The organism is Gluconobacter cadivus (genome assembly GCF_015244745.1).
Lineage (GTDB): Bacteria > Pseudomonadota > Alphaproteobacteria > Acetobacterales > Acetobacteraceae > Gluconobacter > Gluconobacter cadivus.
The window spans coordinates 13481-31882 of the sequence record NZ_JABCQI010000005.1 but is presented as its reverse complement, the minus strand read 5'-3'; the positions used below and the strand labels follow the sequence as shown (position 1 = coordinate 31882).

16 protein-coding genes and 1 tRNA gene are annotated in these 18402 nt (G+C 60.6%); 7 read left to right on the top strand and 10 right to left on the bottom strand.

The window, feature by feature from the left end; translation table 11 throughout:
• Positions 1-47: 47 nt before the first annotated feature.
• Positions 48-1019: an XdhC family protein gene (locus HKD28_RS08310; protein ID WP_194267901.1), complete on the top strand. Its 972-nt coding sequence runs from the start codon at positions 48-50 to the stop codon at positions 1017-1019.
• Positions 1016-1612 (top strand): nucleotidyltransferase family protein, encoded by a 597-nt coding sequence (locus HKD28_RS08305; protein WP_194267900.1) that lies wholly within the window; start codon positions 1016-1018, stop codon positions 1610-1612. The genes HKD28_RS08310 and HKD28_RS08305 overlap by 4 nt, the downstream gene beginning before the upstream one ends.
• Positions 1613-1647: 35 nt before the next feature.
• Here the strand turns inward: HKD28_RS08305 and HKD28_RS08300 are convergent, their stop codons facing one another.
• From HKD28_RS08300 to rplM, 3 genes are all read right to left on the bottom strand, one after another.
• On the bottom strand, positions 1648-2727 hold the full coding sequence (locus tag HKD28_RS08300; RefSeq protein WP_194267899.1) for a branched-chain amino acid aminotransferase: 1080 nt from the start codon (positions 2725-2727) through the stop codon (positions 1648-1650).
• A 201-nt stretch (positions 2728-2928) separates the two neighbouring features.
• Positions 2929-3420, bottom strand: coding sequence for a 30S ribosomal protein S9 (gene rpsI / locus HKD28_RS08295; RefSeq protein WP_062028979.1), 492 nt, complete (start codon positions 3418-3420; stop codon positions 2929-2931).
• Between the two features lie 10 nt (positions 3421-3430).
• Positions 3431-3904 (bottom strand): 50S ribosomal protein L13, encoded by a 474-nt coding sequence (rplM, locus tag HKD28_RS08290; RefSeq protein ID WP_062028977.1) that lies wholly within the window; start codon positions 3902-3904, stop codon positions 3431-3433.
• Between the two features lie 326 nt (positions 3905-4230).
• Between rplM and HKD28_RS08285 the strand changes: the two genes are divergently transcribed.
• Together HKD28_RS08285 and HKD28_RS08280 are read left to right on the top strand one after the other, a co-directional pair.
• Positions 4231-5637, top strand: coding sequence for a hypothetical protein (locus HKD28_RS08285; protein ID WP_194267898.1), 1407 nt, complete (start codon positions 4231-4233; stop codon positions 5635-5637).
• Complete coding sequence (locus HKD28_RS08280) at positions 5634-6557, top strand: SDR family oxidoreductase (protein WP_194267897.1); 924 nt, start codon at positions 5634-5636, stop codon at positions 6555-6557. Before HKD28_RS08285 ends, HKD28_RS08280 begins: the two co-directional genes overlap by 4 nt.
• A gap of 30 nt (positions 6558-6587) precedes the next feature.
• Here HKD28_RS08280 and HKD28_RS08275 read toward each other — a convergent pair whose 3' ends face one another.
• Positions 6588-8009, bottom strand: coding sequence for a mannose-1-phosphate guanylyltransferase/mannose-6-phosphate isomerase (locus HKD28_RS08275; RefSeq protein WP_194267896.1), 1422 nt, complete (start codon positions 8007-8009; stop codon positions 6588-6590).
• A 252-nt stretch (positions 8010-8261) separates the two neighbouring features.
• Here HKD28_RS08275 and HKD28_RS08270 point away from each other — a divergent pair, with 252 nt between their 5' ends.
• Entirely contained in the window at positions 8262-9197 is a 936-nt protein-coding gene (locus tag HKD28_RS08270; RefSeq protein WP_194267895.1) for a DMT family transporter, read from the top strand.
• A 29-nt stretch (positions 9198-9226) separates the two neighbouring features.
• Here HKD28_RS08270 and HKD28_RS08265 read toward each other — a convergent pair.
• A tRNA-His gene (locus HKD28_RS08265) sits at positions 9227-9302 on the bottom strand.
• A gap of 230 nt (positions 9303-9532) precedes the next feature.
• Between HKD28_RS08265 and HKD28_RS08260 the strand changes: the two genes are divergently transcribed.
• Positions 9533-10987: a SulP family inorganic anion transporter gene (locus HKD28_RS08260; RefSeq protein ID WP_194267894.1), complete on the top strand. Its 1455-nt coding sequence runs from the start codon at positions 9533-9535 to the stop codon at positions 10985-10987.
• 106 nt (positions 10988-11093) lie between these two features.
• Complete coding sequence (locus tag HKD28_RS08255; RefSeq protein ID WP_194267893.1) at positions 11094-12257, top strand: OpgC family protein; 1164 nt, start codon at positions 11094-11096, stop codon at positions 12255-12257.
• Positions 12258-12263: 6 nt separating this feature from the next.
• Here the strand turns inward: HKD28_RS08255 and hflX are convergent, their stop codons facing one another.
• From hflX to HKD28_RS08230, 5 genes are read right to left on the bottom strand one after another with little or no spacing between them, the layout of a single operon-like run.
• On the bottom strand, positions 12264-13577 hold the full coding sequence (gene hflX, locus HKD28_RS08250; RefSeq protein WP_194267892.1) for a GTPase HflX: 1314 nt from the start codon (positions 13575-13577) through the stop codon (positions 12264-12266).
• Positions 13574-13825: an RNA chaperone Hfq gene (gene hfq, locus HKD28_RS08245; protein ID WP_194262250.1), complete on the bottom strand. Its 252-nt coding sequence runs from the start codon at positions 13823-13825 to the stop codon at positions 13574-13576. Before hfq ends, hflX begins: the two co-directional genes overlap by 4 nt.
• A gap of 48 nt (positions 13826-13873) precedes the next feature.
• Positions 13874-15286: a nitrogen assimilation response regulator NtrX gene (gene ntrX, locus HKD28_RS08240; RefSeq protein WP_194267891.1), complete on the bottom strand. Its 1413-nt coding sequence runs from the start codon at positions 15284-15286 to the stop codon at positions 13874-13876.
• Positions 15276-17675: a sensor histidine kinase NtrY-like gene (locus tag HKD28_RS08235; RefSeq protein ID WP_194267890.1), complete on the bottom strand. Its 2400-nt coding sequence runs from the start codon at positions 17673-17675 to the stop codon at positions 15276-15278. Before HKD28_RS08235 ends, ntrX begins: the two co-directional genes overlap by 11 nt.
• Positions 17672-18397 carry a sigma 54-interacting transcriptional regulator gene (locus HKD28_RS08230; RefSeq protein WP_194267889.1) on the bottom strand — a complete coding sequence of 242 codons (726 nt, stop codon included), beginning with the start codon at positions 18395-18397 and terminating at the stop codon, positions 17672-17674. The genes HKD28_RS08235 and HKD28_RS08230 overlap by 4 nt, the downstream gene beginning before the upstream one ends.
• Between the last annotated feature and the right edge of the window lie 5 nt (positions 18398-18402).

The following is an 18402-nucleotide window of genomic DNA, read 5'->3' as shown; positions in this document are numbered from 1 at the left end:
CGTCTTTGGCGTTACCCTGACGCCTTCAAAGCGCATCAGGGACCCCCATGACGGACGCGGCACAGCTCTCTCCCCTTCCCCAGTGGCCGGACTATGGCCAGACAGACGATCTGCTTCCCACACTGGAACGCTGGGTCGCAGACGGGAAAAGAGCGGCTCTGGCAACACTGGTCAGCATCACAGGCTCTTCGCCCCGCCCGCTGGGAAGTGAAATGGCGATCTGCGAAGACGGAGAGGTTCAGGGCTATGTGTCGGGCGGCTGTGTAGAAGCAGCCGTGCGCGTCGAGGCGCTGGAATGTCTGAAGGATGGACAGCCCCGAACTTTGGATTATGGCGCGGGCAGTCCGGTTCTGGACATCCAGCTTACCTGCGGCGGGCGGATCGGTATTTTCGTACGCCCAATCCCTGATCTCGCAGCCCATGTTGCTGTCCGCAAAACCGCACGGGACAACCGCCGCCCCATCACCCTTGTCACGGATCTCGACAGCGGAAGCATGACGTTCCGGGACGAAGGGCGCCCTACCGGACAGGAAGCAGGCCGTTTCTTCCGTTCCTACCTGCCGCCCATAAAACTGGTTCTGGCAGGGGGAGATCCGGTCACGCTCGCGATCCTGAGCCTGTCCACCATCATGGGACTCGAAACCATTCTGATCCGGCCCTACGGACCGCCCGAACCTCCTCCGGGACTGCCCCCGACCCGTTATTTGCGGGGAAATCTGGAGGCTGCCCTCCCTACGCTGCCACTGGACCGATGGACGGCGGTTTACAGCCTCACCCATGACGCCCATTCCGATCTGATGCTGACGGCACATGCGCTGAAATCAGACGCTTTTTGCGTCAGTATTCTCGGCAGCCGCCGCAAAATTCCCGGACGTCTGGAAGCTCTCAGGGCAGCGGGCGTCCCTGCCGAAGCCTTTGACCGACTACACCTGCCCGCCGGGTTGGAAATCGGCGCACAAGCTCCCATGGAAATCGCCCTTTCCATTCTGGCCCAGATGATCGCAAAGCAGCCTCAATGAACCGCCACTCCGCTCTTCTTCTGGCTGCGGGGGGCAGTACGCGCCTCGGACGGCCAAAGCAGCTTCTGACTCTCCATGGCGTGCCATTGGTGCGCCATATCGCAGAACTCCTGCTGACGACGGGGCCGGAGCGTCTTGTTGTCGTGACGGGTGGCGCGGCCACAGAGACAGGTCAGGCTCTAGCAGGTCTCGACAGTGTTCTGGTGCAGAATGACGACTGGAAAACCGGTATGGCGTCTTCGCTCCAATGCGGGTACCGAGCACTTGGAACAGATCCGGGCCTCTTGCTGATTGCCGGAACGGATCAGCCATGTCTGACATGCGAGCATCTCCGTGCCCTTCTAAGACAGGGCAACAACCATACGGATGTCGTCACAGCTTATGGAGAGGAAGGCCGAGGCATCCCAGTCCTGCTCAGCCCTGCAACGCAACTGCGCCTTGCCGATCTGCGCGGTGATACCGGCCTGCGCCAGCTCTGGAAAAACGGCGCCAGCACACCGGCTTTCCTCCACGCTCCCGAACTCGGCTTCGACATCGACACGCCCGAGCAGCTTGATGCTGCGATCCGGGCGGGATGGATTGATCGGGACTGAAAAGCCGGGCTCGTTATGAACCCGGCTGGCAGACTTCAGGAAATACGGTGAATCCAGCCATGGACGTCATTCGTCCGGCCGCCCTGCACATCCGTCAGGGTTTTCTTGAGCGTCTGGGAGACCGGGCCTGGCGTTGTTCCATCCCCAAACACGGCCTCGCCCGACGGACGGACGAACCTGCCGATCGGCGAGAGAACCGCCGCCGTGCCGCAGGCAAACGCTTCCGTATATTTGCCCGAAGCCGCACCCTCAAAAAGCTCGTCGATCTCGACAGGCTCTTCAATCACCTCAATCCCCTGATCCGCAGCAAGCTGGATCAGGCTGTTGCGGGTGATGCCGCGCAGGATGGTCCCGCCCAGCGGCGGCGTGACGATCTTGCCGTCCTTGCGAACGAACATCACGTTCATGCCGCCCATTTCCTCAACGAAGCGACACTCACGCGCATCAAGGAACAGGACCTGATCGCAACCCTTCTCCTTGGCTTCAGCCTGGGCAATCAGGCTGCCAGCATAGTTGCCGCCGCACTTGGCTTCACCCGTGCCGCCGATCGCAGCGCGCGTATAGTTTTCAGACACCCAGACGGACACACAACCGGAGCTGAAATAGGCTCCGACCGGACAGGCGATGACGATGAACAGATACTCGTTCGCCGGCTTCACGCCGAGGAAGACTTCATTGGAAATCATGAACGGACGCAGATAGAGGCTCTGCCCCTCTCCAGACGGCACCCAGTCCTGGTCCACGCGCACCAGTTCATCAACGGCCTGCACAAACAGGTCTTCTGGCAGTTCCGCCATTCCCATACGACGTGCGGATTCGGCAAAGCGCGCTGCGTTGGCTTCCGGGCGGAACGTGGCGACATGGCCGTCCTTTTCCCGATAGGCCTTCATGCCCTCGAAGATCTCCTGCCCGTAATGCAGAACCGTCGAGGCCGGATCAATGCTCAGGGGGCGGCGCGGCGTGATTTTCGCATCATGCCAACCCTTGTCTGCGGAATAGCGGATGATGGCCATGTGGTCGGTAAAGACACGCCCAAAGGACGGATTGGCCAGCAGTTCCGTCCGCTTCACGGGATCGGTCGGGGTTTCGGTTTTTTCGATGATGAAAGGCGTCATGGGAAAACACTTCCGAAGATTATGGTCTTTTAAAACAGCGGACGCACTCTGCCATACATGGCTCACGCTGGCGATACGGAAGATTATTTCTTTTTTAGATTTTTTTACGAAATTAAAATATCTACCACCCCTAAATCAGAGCACAAAAAAAAACCCAGCCATTTCTGGCCGGGCTTTTCGTCGTCCGGGAAGGCTGAAAAATCAGCGCTTCGAGAACTGGAAGGAACGACGTGCCTTCGCACGGCCGTACTTCTTACGCTCGACGATACGGCTGTCACGCGTCAGGAAGCCAGCAGCCTTCAGGATGCCGCGCAGGCTCGGCTCGTAATACGTCAGCGCACGGGAGATACCGTGACGGACGGCGCCAGCCTGACCGGACAGACCGCCACCAGCGACCGTGCAATACACGTCGAACTGGTTGTAGCGATCGGAAATCAGGAACGGCTGCGTGAGAAGCATACGCAGGACCGGGCGGGCGAAATACGTCGTGACCGGACGGCCGTTGACGATGATGTCACCCTTGCCAGGCTTGATCCATACGCGGGCCACGGCGTCCTTACGACGGCCGGTTGCGTAGGAACGGCCCTGGGCGTCACGCTTGACTTCGTGAACCGGGGCAGCGTTGGAGGTAACGGCAGGAGCAACGCTCGCAAGGTCCTGCAGCGTGCCGGTGCGCTCTTGGGTCTCGGACATGATACAGGCCTTACGACTCGTGGGTTACGGTGTTTTTGCGGTTCATCGCAGCAACGTCCAGCTTTACGGGCTTCTGGCCGTCATGCGGGTGCTCGGAACCGGCATAGACATACAGGTGCTTCATCTGGGCGCGCTGCAGAGGACCACGGGTGATCATGCGCTCGACAGCCTTCTCGACAACTTCACCCGGGTGCTTGCCCGTGAGACGCTGCGTGATGGTGCGCTCCTTGATTCCACCCGGATGACCCGTGTGGTAGTGGAACAGCTTCTGTCCGACCTTGTTGCCCGTGAGGACAACCTTCTCGGCGTTGATGACGACGATGTTGTCGCCGCAGTCAACGTGCGGGGTGAACTGCGGCTTGTGCTTTCCGCGCAGGCGGGTGGCGATGATGGTGGCGAGACGGCCGAGAACGAGCCCTTCGGCGTCGATCAGCACCCAGTTCTTCGTCACCTCCGCTGGCTTCAGCGAACGTGTGGTCTTCATTAGTGACATTCCAGCTTGGGGTGCGCCCACAAAGGCCGCACCGTGGATGGCGCCTGCGGTCAAAACGATGTCCGAAGACATCCTCCTTCCCACGAGGCGGATCAGGTGGGGCCTTATTGCCGCCTGCGGCGCGCGCGTCAAGCCCCGTTCACACATTGAATTATGTGATTCGCAGCAGTTTTCAGCCATTTTTGGCAATATGGTACCCCATTACCGCAACAAAAACGAGGTCCGCATTGCTCCATGTCACGACAATGCTATCCTGCGAGCACACAGAACGTTCGCGCCCGACGCCTGTGCGGGGCCGTTTAGACAGGAACATCAACGTGAAAAAACCCTGGCTCGCGGCGAGCCTGATTTCAGTAACGGCTGTGATCGGCCTGGCCGGTGTTCATCACGAAGCCCATATGGAGCTGGTCCGCGGTCTGTCGAGCTTCCGGGCGGCCCTTCCGCCCGGAACCACATTCACTTATGGAACCGCCACACCGTCCATCCTCGCTCTCGGCGCCACCCTGACGGATATCACTCTGCGCGACGGCTCCATCACCCTGCGCGCCTCCCGGATGCGGCTGGGGCACCCCCGCCCGATGCCAGATGGCAGGCTTTCCATCCGCGGCGTAGAAGTCCGTGAACCCTTTCTTCAGACACCGACCCAGATCATTCACGGCAGCACGCTCAGCCTGCGGAAACTGATCCTGCCAAAAGCACGAGAGGCGGCAGAAGGACATTCCCGCATCGATCTGGCGCATGTCACCCTTGCCCACGGGCAGATTGAGCAGCTTTCGATCCAGAATCTCGCGCAGTCCTCGCCCCCCGCCCCCGTGAACGTTCACAGTCTCTTCACCCGACGCCTGATAGTGGACAATTACGGACCGGCCCTGCTCACAACCCTGCGGGCCGATGCTGCAACAGTGGCTTATGAACGCACGCTTCAGGCTCCCGGTCATGATCCGCAGCTTGTCAGCGGTCAGGCCAGCCTGGAACGGCTCGATCTGAAACAGGTCGATCTCGCAGCGCAGGTCGCAGCGCTCTGGGATCATCTCCCGCTCCCGTCGCAAATGGCGCCCCCCCAGAGCTTTGCGGCCCATAATTTCAGACTGAACATGACTTCTGGCCTGTTCCGGCTGGAAGATCTGCACGGAACGGGCACTCTGGAAAACCAGATCGCGACCGTTACACAGGATCTGAAAGGCTTTCACTTCCAAAGCGACGAAAAACTACCCTTTCATATCAACGGTGCGGGCTCGACCGCGCATTATGTGCAGGTCTCAAACCTCGCGGATCACACGTCACGAACCAATGCCACCCTGGCAGTTCCGGGTTTCATGACCCTCACCGCCGATGCGCGCACCATTCAGACGGACTTCACAGAAAGACATCCGTCGCAACAGCAGTTGCTTCAGTCCACAGCTCTGCAGAACATCACCATCTCCTTGCAGGGCGATCGGCTTCTTGATGCCGGTTTCCTTCTTGCAGCGCGACAGATCGGAAACGGCACCACCGCAGAGCAGATCCGCGAACAAACCGCACAGGTCCTGCAGGCGGGCCTTTCCGCCAACCCCGCTCTCGCGGCGATTCCGGATTATGTGGAACATCCCGCAGGCCGTACTCTGACGGTCACTTATGCTTCCGCAACACCGATGTCCCTGACGGCGCTCAATGCGGCGATGTCCTCGCCCGCTGCAATGCTGACGTTCCTCGCCTCCCCCGATCTGAAGGCTTTTGCACAATGACGCCCGAAGACATCACACATCACACGCCACTGAGTAACGGCCCGGTCTGCATCATCGGCGCCAGCGGACGCTCAGGAGCGGCCCTGTGCCGTACTCTTCTGGCGCAAGGGCAGAAGATCATTGCCGTCGTCCGCAGTCAGGGCAATCTGGCGCCGGACATCGCACAGGCCTGTCAGGCCGTCCGGATTGCCGATCTGACGGACCCCGCCACGCTGCCGCTGGCCTTCGAAGATGCCGCAATTGTCGTGAATACGGCCCATGCGCGCCACCTGCCCGCCATCCTCGCAGCCACGACAGCGCCCATCGTCGCTCTGGGTAGCACGCGCAAGTTCACGAACTGGCCGGACAATCACGGACGTGGCGTTCTGGCCGGTGAGGCCGCACTTCAGGCAGATGGTCGCCCTTCAATTCTGCTGCATCCGACCATGATTTACGGCGCTCAGGGCGAAGACAACGTGCAGCGGCTGGCCAAGCTGCTGGAACGTCTGCCGCTCATTCCGCTGCCCGGCGGAGGGCGCGCCCTTGTGCAGCCCATCGACCAGCGCGACGTAACACGGTGCGTCGTCGCAGCTATCCGCCTCATTCAGAGCGGAGATGTCTCAGGCCCCGAGAGTATCGTCATCGCAGGCCCGACCGCTGTGGCATACCGGACATTCGTTCGTATGGTGCTGTATTTTGCGGAGCTTGGCGGCCGTCCCATCATGTCCCTACCGGGATGGATGCTCATGGCGCTGTCTCATGTCACGCGCCATATCCGCGGGCTGCCCCAGATCGCGCCGGAAGAAATCCGCAGACTTCTGGAAGACAAGAACTTCGATATTGGCCCGATGGAACATCGTTTGGGGGTGACGCCCATTCCGCTTGCCAACGGGCTTCACCATCTGTTCGGGCGCCGCACTCCGGAGAAGCGTAAACCCTGATCCTCAACGGATCAGGGTTTACGGCCTGCCTCAGTTGCGGGCGTAAACGTCTTCGATACGCACGATATCGTCTTCGCCCAGATAGGGGCCGGACTGGACTTCGATGAGCGTCAGCGGAATGCGGCCCGGATTCTCAAGACGGTGTACACAGCCCAGCGGCAGATAGACGCTCTCGTTCTCGCGAACCATGATCTGGTCCGTATCGCGCGTCACAAGCGCCGTCCCGCCAACGACGACCCAGTGCTCGGCACGATGGAAGTGCTTCTGCAGCGAGAGCTTCTGTCCCGGCTCGACCACGATCCGCTTGACCTGGAAACGGTCCGCCTGAATCAGGCTCTCATAGAAGCCCCACGGGCGATACATGCGGTTATGCGCCACCGCTTCCTTACGGCCCGCCTTCTTCAGACGGTTGACCATGTGCTTGACGTCCTGCGCACGGTCACGATGCGACACCATGACGGCATCCTGCGTCACGACGACGACCAGATCTTCAACGCCAGTGACCGTGGCAACGATTCCGTCCGACCGGACGTAACAGTTCTTGGCGCCATCAAGGAAAACGTCCCCGAACGTGGCATTGCCCGCATCGTCCTTGGGAGACAGATCCCAGAGCGCATCCCAGCTTCCGATATCAGACCATCCGAACGTGCCCGGCACCACAGCCGCACGCTTGGTGCGCTCGGCAACGGCGTAATCCACGGAGATATCCGGAGCCTGACGGAAGCTCGCATCATCCAGCCGGTCAAAATCCAGATCGCTGTGACGGGCCTGAACGGCCTGTCCGACATGCTCATAGATGTCCGGCTCGAACGTCTTGATTTCAGAGAGGAAAACGCTGGCCTGCGTCACGAACATGCCGGAATTCCACAGATACCGGCCATCGCGGAAGAAAGCCTCTGCGGTTGCGGCATCAGGCTTCTCGACAAAGCGCGACACTTCAAACACACCATCCAGGCCCGGAAGAGGCGCGCCGCTCTCAATATAGCCATAGCCGGTTTCAACGCGTGTCGGCTTCATGCCGAATGTCACGATCCGCCCTTCGGCTGCCGCAGAGACTGCCTGTCCCAGAGACGCATAAAGCGCAGCTTCATCGGTAATCGCGGCATCCGCGGCCATGATCCACAGAATGGCATCCGGATCGGTTTCGGCCACAAGGAAAGCTGCTGCCGCAATAGCGGGCGCGGAGTTACGTCCGACGGGTTCGAGCATGATCCGGGCATTATCGACACCGACATCCCGCAGTTGTTCTGCCACGATAAAGCGATGCTCGGAATTACAGATCACGATCGGTGCCGAGAGTTCCGCACGGACACCGCGCAGAGCGGTTTCCTGAATCAGAGTCCGTTCCGTCAGGAGGGGCCAGAACTGTTTGGGATAGCTGCTGCGCGACACTGGCCAGAGGCGGCTGCCTGATCCACCGGAGAGAATGACTGGAACAATCTTCTGAGACATAAGGGGGCTCACGCTTTTTCATCCAGGAGATGGGGGCCATACAGCCTACCCGAATGACCGGCACCATACATGAAGGTGAGAGCTATTCCAATTTTGCTTTACAGATACTTTCGCCAAATCCAATATTGATTTAATATTAATGATTACAACGCACAAAAACGAGTCCGGAAAGCGGTAGAGATTGACTACCGACAGTAGCAGGTCTTCTTGTCTCCGCACGGGAAACAGCCTCGCCTGCGGAGAAACAGATCCATGAGACAGAACATTTTCTCCTCAGGCATCCTGCTGGCACTTCTCGGATACGCCGCCTTTGCCATCAGCGATGCCTGCTCAAAAGGGCTTGCGGGGCACCTCGATCCTTTCGAAGTCGCCTTTTCAGGCGGCGTTTTTGGCTTTCTGCTGCTGCCCTTCATCCGCCGGCCAGACGAACCCTATTCTGATATTTTCGCGACGAACCGGCCGGGCATGTGGATTCTGCGCGCTGTTTCAACATTCGTCTCAACAGCCGCCAGCGTCATGGCTTTCATGCTGCTTCCCATGCCAGAAGCGCTGTCGCTGATGTTTCTGATGCCGTTCTTCGTCACCATCATTTCCGTCACGATCCTGAAGGAAAAGGTTTCGTTCTGGACGTGGCTTTCGGTTGGAATCGGTTTTCTGGGCGTGTTGATCGTCCTACGTCCCGGCGCCCGGGCATTCCATCTCGGGCATGTCTGCGCCATCGTCGCCGCGCTCGCCAATGCCAGCAGCGTTGTGTCTTACCGACTGGCCGGAGACAAAAGCGCACGGCTTTCCCTGTTCGGATCAAGCCTGTTCGGACCGCTGATCGGCGACGGCCTTCTCATGATCACCCATGCCTCATGGCCCCATGGGCTGCGGGCCTGGGCCCTTCTGTTCGGATACGGTTTTCTGGCCGCTCTGGGGCAACTGTTCATGATGATGGCCACAGCCGTTGCCCCCGCGAACCGGGTCGCGCTGCCGCAATACAGCCAGATGGTCTGGGCCGTCGCGTTCAGCTACCTGCTGTTTCATCAGCCGTTGGACAACTGGACATTCATGGGAATCATCGTCGTGACGCTGTCGGGCATGCTGAACTGGATCCGGCAGAAACTACGCTTCGAGCGCATGGCGCTGGAAGAACGCTGGGAGCACAGACACAACCATCAGGCTGATACTGCCAAGCCCAGATGAATGTTCATTCAGATTTTCAGGAGAAGTGCTGGGGCGAATGACGGGGATCGAACCCGCGACAACCGGTACCACAAACCGGCGCTCTACCGACTGAGCTACATCCGCCACACAGCGACGCACTCTCTAGAGGAAGGTTGGGGCACTCGTCCAGTCTTTTGACGCATTTTTTTTCACTCTCCTGATTTTTTTGGCCGCTTCCACCCGCGCTCATGTCGATTCTCCCGGCAATTCCGTCTCTTCAATCCTGAAGCCTGCCGGGTTACACTGCAGGCATCATTGCCGCGCCGGGCCTGAATACGTCGCACCCCGTTCACGCCCTGCCCTCAAGGATTTTCATGACTCCCGCTCTCTATCGTCGCCAGTGGGCACAGAACCCTCTGCGCGAAGTGCTGGCCGGAATGGTCGGAACCTTTGCCCTCATTCCCGAGGTCATTGCATTCTCCTATATCGCCGGTGTTTCGCCAGCGGTCTCGCTGTTCGCGTCTTTCGTCATTTCCGTTTCAATCGCCATTTTCGGCGGGCGTCCGGGGATGATCTCGGGTGCCGCGGGATCTGTCGCTCTGGTGGCCGCACCGCTGGTTCATGCCCATGGTGTTCAGGCCATGCTGCTCGCCACACTGGTTGCCGGTGGGCTTCAGGTTCTGTTTGGTCTGCTGCGGCTTCAGGCCGTCATGCGGTTCGTTCCCGCCGAGGTCCGGACCGGCTTTGTCAACGCACTGGCCATCATGATCTTTGCCGCACAGGTGCCGCAGATGCTGGGGGTGAGTTGGCACACCTATGCGCTGATAGCGCTTGGTCTTGTCATTATCTATCTGCTCCCCCGCCTGTCAGATGCCATTCCCTCTCCACTGATTTGCATCGTGGTTCTCACTGCCATCACGATGTTTTATCCGATGCCGGTTCATACCGTCTCCGATCTCGGCGACCTCCCGACCGGTTTTCCCAGCCTGACCTTCCCCCATATCGCGCTGGACTGGGCCACATGGTCCGTTGTGCTGCCTTATGCGCTGGCTATGGCTGCTGTGGGCCTGCTGGAATCCATGATGACGGCCTCCGTCGTGGATGACATCACCGATACCCACGGCGACCAGCGCATGGAATGCACGGGTCTTGGGATTTCCAACATTCTCGTCGGTGCGTTCGGGGGCATCGCGGGCTGCGGCATGATCGGCCAGACCGTTGGCAATCTGCGCTATGGCGGACGCGGGCGTCTGTCCACTTTCACAGCAGGCGCGTTCCTGCTGGCCCTCATGGTACTGCTGCACCGCTGGGTCGGGCAGGTTCCGATGGCCGCTCTTGTCGCCATCATGATCATGGTTTCCGCCAGCACGTTCTCCTGGGGAAGTCTGCGCGACCTCACACGCCATCCGCGTCTGTCCAGCCTGACCATGCTCGTCACCGTAGCTGTAGTCGTGATGACTCACGATTTGGCCGCCGGCGTTGCGGTTGGCGTCATGCTTTCAGGCGTGTTCTTCGCCTGGCACGCCGCAAGCCTGCTGCGGGTCACGGAAAAGCGTTCCGGCGATGTGCTGACATATAGCGCGTCCGGTCAGGTTTTCTTCGCGTCCGCTGACAGCCTCTCCGATGCAATCGATTACCATACCGATGCCTCTCGTGTTGTGCTGGATCTGAGCGAGGCCCGCCTGTGGGACATCACATCCGTTCAGGTTCTAGAAAAAATTATCGGCAAACTGCGCGCGCGCGGCCGTACCGTCGAAGTTATGGGACTGCATCCCGAACGACATGGCATTCTGGCAAGCCAGTCGAACGAAGCCCTGCTCGCACTGTAAAAAACAGTCCGGGCGGGGCAGATTGGGCCTGAATTCCGTCCAATCTTTAATCTGGCCGTAATCTGGCCCCATACCCCTGCCCACGCTCTGACGATAAGAAGAGATTATGGAGCCGTCCCCAGCATCCCCATCAGCTTTAACGCGAAAGATTCTCCGCGATCATCGTGTGGATGCCCTGCGCGGTCTCGCACTGCTGATGATGCTGGTGGACCATGTTCCGGATGATCTGCTCAATCGCATCACGATCCGCAATTTCGGATTTGCCGATGCCGCCGAGATTTTCGTCATGCTGGCAGGTTACGCCTCCTATCTGGCTTATGGGCGCCTGATCGACCGCGAAGGCTGGAAAACCGGTATTCACCGTATTCTGGCCCGCTGCCTGAAGCTGTACCTGTACCAGACCGGCATGACGCTGGTGTTCGTCTGGACGGTTCGGCAGTGGCGGCACTATCAGCCGTTGCCCGAATATACGATCGAGCCGCAGCTCGCGCACGGCTATAGCTGGCTGTGGCGTATCCTGACATTCGATGCGCTCCCCAGCTACCTGAACATCCTGCCGCTTTATGTGGTGCTTCTGGCGCTGTTTCCGCTGATTTACTGGATTCTCAAGCGCAGCCTGTGGCTGCTTGTTGCGCTCAGTGTCGGCATCTGGGGCATCGCCAATCTGGATCCGCACCTCACCATTCCCAACTGGCTCGATCCCAGTGGATGGTATCTCAATCCGTTCGGCTGGCAGTTTCTCTATATTCTCGGGATTCTGGGGGCTGTCTGGGCCTCGAAAAACAACGGCGATCTACCGTATCGCCTCTGGGTCAAGGCCCTGTGTCTGGCCTATCTCGCAGGCGCGTTCGTGCTGTGCTTCCCCTACGAATACTGGCACGTCCCATCTCTGCGGATTTTTCCAGCCCCGCCCAATATGGGCAAATCCACGCTGGCCATCTGGCGGCTGCTGGACATCATGGCGATCTTCTATCTGGTGCAGTCTTCGGCTGCGCTGCGCCGCATTTCCGCAGACCGCATCGGCCAGAGCCTTGCCCTGCTTGGACGGAACTCACTGGAAGTCTTCGCCTGCAGCACGGTGCTCGACCTGCTGGGACGGCTGATGTTCGCCAGCTTCGGCATCAATCTGTGGGAACAGCTTGTGATGAATGTGGTCGGCCTCGGTCTGACCTATGCGCTGGCCATACCGCTGGACCGTGTCCGCCAGCGCGCCAGAGCCGCCCGCGCCTCTTCGCGCAGCGCGGCTCCGGCGACACCGGCGTCCGAGTAGAAAAACTCAGGCGTCCGGCTGCACGATCCGGTCTGGATGAAGCAGTTCGAAACGCTCCAGATCCGCCGAGAACAGGCGGACCTGCACATCGATTCCGTCTTCCCGGTCTGTCCGGCCAACCACTTCGCCATGCTGGTAGAGCCATGCCAATGCCGCGCCATCCGTAATGGGCAGACGCACATCGACGGATTTCATTGAGCGCGTCAGGTATTGGTCCAGAACCTCGAACAGGTCCGGCAGACCTTCGCCTGTGATGGCGGAAATCGCAACGGCATTCTCACGCTTCGGAACAGCCTCGACGCCGCCAACCAGATCGGCCTTGTTCAGAACCTCGATCGTGCGGTCCGACCAGTGTGAATCCAGCACGCCGTCCCGCACCATGCCATCCAGCACATTAAGAACGTCTGCCCGCTGGGCCAAGCTGTCGGGATGCGAAATATCGCGGACATGCAGGATCACATCCGCCTGCGCTACTTCCTCAAGCGTTGCGCGGAAGGCAGCGATCAGTTCGGTTGGGAGTTCACTGATGAATCCCACAGTGTCGGACAGGATCACATTGCGCCCGGACGGCAGACGCATGCCGCGCATGGTCGGGTCCAGCGTCGCGAAAAGCTGGTCCTGCGCATGAACGGACGCCCCGGTCAGGGCATTGAACAGCGTGGACTTGCCCGCATTGGTGTAGCCGACGAGGGCCACGACCGGAAACGGTACGCGCTTGCGGGATTCACGGTGCAGGCCGCGCGTCCGGCGCACCTGTTCCAGCTCTTTGCGGATCTTGCCGATCCGCTCGGCCAGCATCCGGCGGTCGGCTTCCATCTGCGTCTCACCCGGACCGCCAAGGAAGCCGAAACCACCCCGCTGACGCTCAAGATGGGTCCACAGCCGGACGAGGCGCGAACGCTGATATTCCAGATGGGCCAGCTCGACCTGCAACACACCTTCACGGGTGGCGGCACGCGCGCCGAAAATATCAAGGATCAACCCCGTCCGGTCCACAACCTTGCAGGCCAGCGCCTTTTCAAGATTGCGCTGCTGACCGGGCGACAGCCGCGCATCAATCACGACCACATCCACATCGTCGAGCTTGACCGCCTCGGCGAGCTGTTCGACCTGACCGCTTCCCAGAAGGGTCGCAGGGCGACGGGCGCGCAGCAGGATTGCGGCCTGACGCACCACGACAAGTCCGATAGACGCTGTCAGACCGACAGCTTCCTCAAGCCGCGCATCGGCCGCACGGATTTCTTCCTGCGGCCCCGACTTTTCCCACGGCAGAATAACAGCCGCCCGTGTTGCGGGTTTTTTGGTGTCGAAACCGCTCAAAGTTCTTCTTCCACAAAATTCATCGCCGTGACCGGCATGATCGTGCTGACGGCATGTTTGTAAACAAGCTGCACATGGCCATCCCGCCGCAGCAACAGGGTCTGCGCATCCGACTGGGCCAGGATTCCCTGAAGCTTCACGCCATTGACCAGAAAAACCGTCACGGAGGCTTCCGTCCGGCGCAGATGATCGAGAAAGGCCTCCTGAACGGCACGAGGGCCGACAGGAGAGGAATGTTCTGAAGTCACGCTGTTATCAGTCGACAGAGGAAAGAGAAGGAAAACCGGCGCTTCATTTCAGCCACTCACCGGGGTGGATGAGGCGGGCGCGCGGTCTTCATTGGTTGTCACGCCAAGCTGCTTGAGTTTGCGATGCAGCGCACTGCGTTCCATGCAGACGAAGCTGGCCGTCCGGCTGATGTTGCCACCAAAGCGCATGAGCTGCACCTGAAGATACTGCGTCTCAAACAGGTCCCGCGCCTCACGCAACGGCAGACTCATGACATCCGCACCAGAGTTGAGGCGGGTCATGGACGGCGCACCCTGACTGATGGTGGAGGGCAGCATGTCTGCGCGGATCGGATCATTGCCCGTTCCCGGCATCATGATCAGCAGCCGCTCCATCAGGTTGCGCAACTCCCGCACATTGCCCGGCCATTCATAGGATTGCAGCGCCGCAAGTGCATCCACCGACAGTTCCCGCACCGGCAGGCCCGAAGACTCGGCGCAGCGGTCAAGGAAGTGCCGCGCCAGACCCGGAATGTCTTCGCGCCGTTCCCGCAGAGAGGGGATCCGCAGCGGCACGACCGCAAGCCGGTAATACAGGTCCTCCCGGAACCGATGCGCAGCGATCTCGGACTGAAGATCGCGGTTGGTGGTGGCGATGACGCGAATATCCACCTTTACCCGTGTATTGCCGCCCAGACGCTCGAAGGTCTGATCCTGAAGCGCGCGGACGATCTTGCCCTGCGTTTCAGGCGGCATGTCCGCGACTTCGTCGAGCAGAAGCGTGCCACGATGGGCACGCTCCAGCACGCCGCGACGCATCGGCTGGCCGTCTTCGCCCTCAAGACCGAACAGCTCCTCTTCGAAGCGGTTGGGCGCGAGCGTCGCACAGTTCAGGGCAATGAACGGGCCCTCCGCGCGGCGGGAGCGCGCATGGATCATCCGCGCTGCCACTTCCTTGCCTGCCCCGGCCGGACCGCTGATCAGCACACGAGAATTGGTGGGCGCGACACGTTCGATCTGGGCACGGATAGCCGAAATGACAGCGCCCTCTCCCGAAAGGGTCGTTTCCGGCCCTGCCCGCAGACGCAGCTCTGCATTTTCCCGCCGCAGACGCGCGGCTTCCAGTGCGCGACGCACCACAACCAGAAGCCGGTCCGACTGGAAGGGTTTCTCGATGAAGTCATAGGCGCCCAGCTTGAGGCTGGACACTGCCGTCTCGATCGTGCCGTGGCCCGAGATCATGAGCGTCGGCAGGCCGGGTTCCTCGGTCTGGAAAATCTTGAGCAGTTCGATTCCATCCAGTCGGGAGCCCTGAAGCCAGATGTCCAGAATTGCCAGCGACGGACGATGCGCGCGAAAGAGTTCGAGCGCCTGATCCGAGTTACCGGCTGTCCGGGTTCTGTAGCCCTCATCGTTCAGAATACCCTCGATGAGGAACCGGATGTCCGGTTCGTCATCGACGATCAGGATCTCATGTTCCATCTGCTGTCCTCATAGTCTGAAGGTCCGTTTCCCCGGGGACATGGCTCTCCTGCTCCCATAACGGCAGGGACAGGGTGACGCGCGTTCCCCGCTGCCCGGATGTCGGGCCACGGGAAAGGTCTGGTTCCCGATCAGTGAGCTGAAGCATCCCGGAATGGTCCTCCATGATCTTCTTGACGATCGCAAGGCCGAGGCCGGTGCCTTTCGCCTTGTGGGTTACATAAGGCTCGGTCAGCCGGTGGCGTTCCACCGTCGGCAGGCCGATCCCGTCATCTTCTATGTCTAGCAGGACATGCCCGCCGCGAATGTGCAAGCCCACCACAATGTGTCCTATTGGCTGCACTGCCTGCCCTGCGGGCTGTCCGGAAGCATTTTCTCCCGGTTTTCCGCGGCCTGTCATGCTGATAGCATCGGCTGCATTCTGTAAAAGGTTTGTCAGTGCCTGACCGATGAGTCGCCGGTCACACCGCACAATTGGCCCTGAGGGAGGCAGTCCAGTGGTCTCGAACACAATTTCGGGATGGGCATTACGCTGGAGCACCAGCGCCTCCCGACACAGCCGCGAGAAGTCCTCCGGCTGCATGACGGGCTGTGGCATCCGCGCAAAGGCGGAGAACTCGTCAACCATCCGTCCGATATCACCGACCTGCCGCACGATCGTATCGACAAGCTGCGTATAGGTCTCGGGGTCAGAGTGGATTTCCTTGAGGAAGCGCCGTTTCAGACGCTCTGCCGCCAGCTGGATCGGGGTCAGCGGATTTTTGATCTCGTGCGCCACACGACGTGCCACATCGGCCCACGCGGCCTTGCGCTGAGCGGACTGGAGATCCGTGATGTCATCGAAGGTCACGACATAACCCGCGACGTCCTGACCGCGTAGTTCCGCCACGACCCGCACAAGCAGCGTCCGTCCCGCCCCCGCACCGGCGCCCTCGCCCGGCCCACCCGGACGCTGCGCACCTTCGGTATCCACCTGGATTTCGGCCGTATGGACGCGCTCTGGCGCCATGCGTGCCGCCTCCAGCAGGGCGGAGAACTCCGGCACACGCTCCGTCAGTTTCCGGCCGATGGTGGGCTGGAGGTCGCGCTGGAGCACACTGGAGGCTGCGCGGTTCGGCAGTTCGATCACCTGCGCCCGGTCCAGTCCGATCACGCCCGCCGAGACACCGGCAAGCACGGTTTCGGTAAAGCGGCGGCGCTCGTTGATCTGGTCATAGGCCTGCATCAGTTCGGACCGCTGGCTTTCGAGCTGGTCTGTCATGCTGTTGAACGCACGCGACAGCCCCGTCACCTCGTCGTCCTTTTCCTGCCCCGCGTCTTCCGGAACCGGAACCCGAACGCCCAGATCCCCTTTGGAAATCCGCTGGGCGGCCAGAATGAGAAGACCTAGCGGATTGGCGATCCGGTTGGCCAGCGCCAGACCCGTCAGCATTCCCACCGCCAGAACCAGCAGGCCCATCAGTGCGAAAATGACCGCGAACAGGACCTGCGTCTTGCCACGATTGGCAATCAGCCGCTGATAATCGGCAACCAGAGTATCCGTCCGACGCATGTGTTCCACCACATCCGGATCGACCGGCCGGGTAATGACCAGCATGAGCCCCGAATTGCCGCCCAGCGCCACCACGGCCCGCACCTTGCGCTGATCCGGGCGATCAAGAATCACGGCCTCGCCATGTCGGGCCAGTTCCACAACCGATTTCGGCGGGAGTGGCGGGGCCGTGGACATATCCGCATCGCTGCCCAGAAGGCCACCGACGGCCAGAACTTTGGACGTCAGGGGATCGAAGACCTCCGCATCCGTCAGGCCCCGTTCCGTGACTTCGTCGTCCAGAAATTCCTGAAGACGCGCCGGGTCATGGAAAAGATCAGTCCCGCGAGAGAAAAGCTCGTCGTTCTGGACCGTAATCAGCGTGTTCGCGAGCGCGAAAGCTTCGGTTCGGGCGTTGTCGTTATGCTCCTGCAGATAACCGACTGCGACCGATCGTGCCTCCGTCAGGGCATCATTCACACGGTTGGAGAACCAGATTTCCACACCATAATGGAAAAAGAGCGTCGCGACTGCCCCCACGACAATAGTCGGGGCGACCGCCACGATGCCGAACAGTGTAATAAGCCGCACATGCAGACGTGCGCCCGCCAGACCAAGCCTGCGTTCGGCCACCATCCGCCCGATCTGCACCACGGCCGCTGCCGCAATCAGCATAAGCGTGATGAAATCGAGCAGGAAGACGATTGCCTGAACCTGCGGCCGGTGCGCCAGAGACATGCCACCTGACAGCACGACGAACGTCGCAAAGGCCAGTACGAGCGCCAGAACTGTCAGAAGAACCGCCCCGTTGGCACTCGTCAGCCTTGCAAACAGGCGCCTCAGGGAACGCAATTTCACTCGTCGATGCCTTTCGGGATCGTGATATCCAGTTCGCGAATACGTTTGCGCAGGGTGTTGCGGTTCACTCCCAGAATGGAAGCGGCCCGCAACTGGTTGCCGCAGGTCCGGCGCAGGACCATTGTAATCAACGGCCGCTCGACTTCTCCCACCACACAGGCATGCAGATCACCCGCGCCGTTTTCCAGATCACCTTCAAGATATTCAGACAAAGGCCGTTCCAGCGCACGCTCCAATCCGCGAGGACGTGCCGTGCCCGTACCGGCCGCCAGACGACAGACCGCGCCGATGCGTTCAGGCCCCATCCGCTGCGCCGACGGCAGCGCCGACAACCACTGGTGCAGCCCTGCCGCCAGCCCCCCCTGTCGCAGAAGCAAGAGCGGATCGTGACGGCTTCCGGCGATGACGCGCAGATCCGTCTGCGCAAGACAGTCCACAAACCGGTCCTGCATCGCGGGACACAGACAGTCGATTTCATCCAGCAGAAGAGTTCCGCCCTGTGCCTGCTGCATCCAGCCCGCCTCGGCGCTTCCAAACAGTGCCGCCTCGCGCAAGGCGCGCGGGGTGGCAGTCAGGGCCGCAACCACGAAAGGGTGCCGAGCGCGCGGGCTGTGGCCGTGCAGCCTGCGGGCCACGTCCTGCCGGTCCAGCCGGGAGGCTCCGTAGAGGAAAACCGGATGACAGCCCTGCTCGACCAGACCGGATACGGACACTTCCGTCATGAACA

Bases quoted from the DNA above. Each gene is read 5' to 3' on its own strand.
- HKD28_RS08300 (WP_194267899.1), bottom strand. From the start codon at position 2,727: ATGACGCCTTTCATCATCGAAAAAACCGAAACCCCGACCGATCCCGTG.
- HKD28_RS08270 (WP_194267895.1), top strand. From the start codon at position 8,262: ATGAGACAGAACATTTTCTCCTCAGGCATCCTGCTGGCACTTCTCGGA.
- HKD28_RS08260 (WP_194267894.1), top strand. From the start codon at position 9,533: ATGACTCCCGCTCTCTATCGTCGCCAGTGGGCACAGAACCCTCTGCGC.
- HKD28_RS08280 (WP_194267897.1), top strand. From the start codon at position 5,634: ATGACGCCCGAAGACATCACACATCACACGCCACTGAGTAACGGCCCG.
- rpsI (WP_062028979.1), bottom strand. From the start codon at position 3,420: ATGTCCGAGACCCAAGAGCGCACCGGCACGCTGCAGGACCTTGCGAGC.
- HKD28_RS08230 (WP_194267889.1), bottom strand. From the start codon at position 18,397: ATGACGGAAGTGTCCGTATCCGGTCTGGTCGAGCAGGGCTGTCATCCG.
- rplM (WP_062028977.1), bottom strand. From the start codon at position 3,904: ATGAAGACCACACGTTCGCTGAAGCCAGCGGAGGTGACGAAGAACTGG.
- HKD28_RS08305 (WP_194267900.1), top strand. From the start codon at position 1,016: ATGAACCGCCACTCCGCTCTTCTTCTGGCTGCGGGGGGCAGTACGCGC.
- HKD28_RS08275 (WP_194267896.1), bottom strand. From the start codon at position 8,009: ATGTCTCAGAAGATTGTTCCAGTCATTCTCTCCGGTGGATCAGGCAGC.
- HKD28_RS08255 (WP_194267893.1), top strand. From the start codon at position 11,094: ATGGAGCCGTCCCCAGCATCCCCATCAGCTTTAACGCGAAAGATTCTC.
- ntrX (WP_194267891.1), bottom strand. From the start codon at position 15,286: ATGGAACATGAGATCCTGATCGTCGATGACGAACCGGACATCCGGTTC.
- HKD28_RS08310 (WP_194267901.1), top strand. From the start codon at position 48: ATGACGGACGCGGCACAGCTCTCTCCCCTTCCCCAGTGGCCGGACTAT.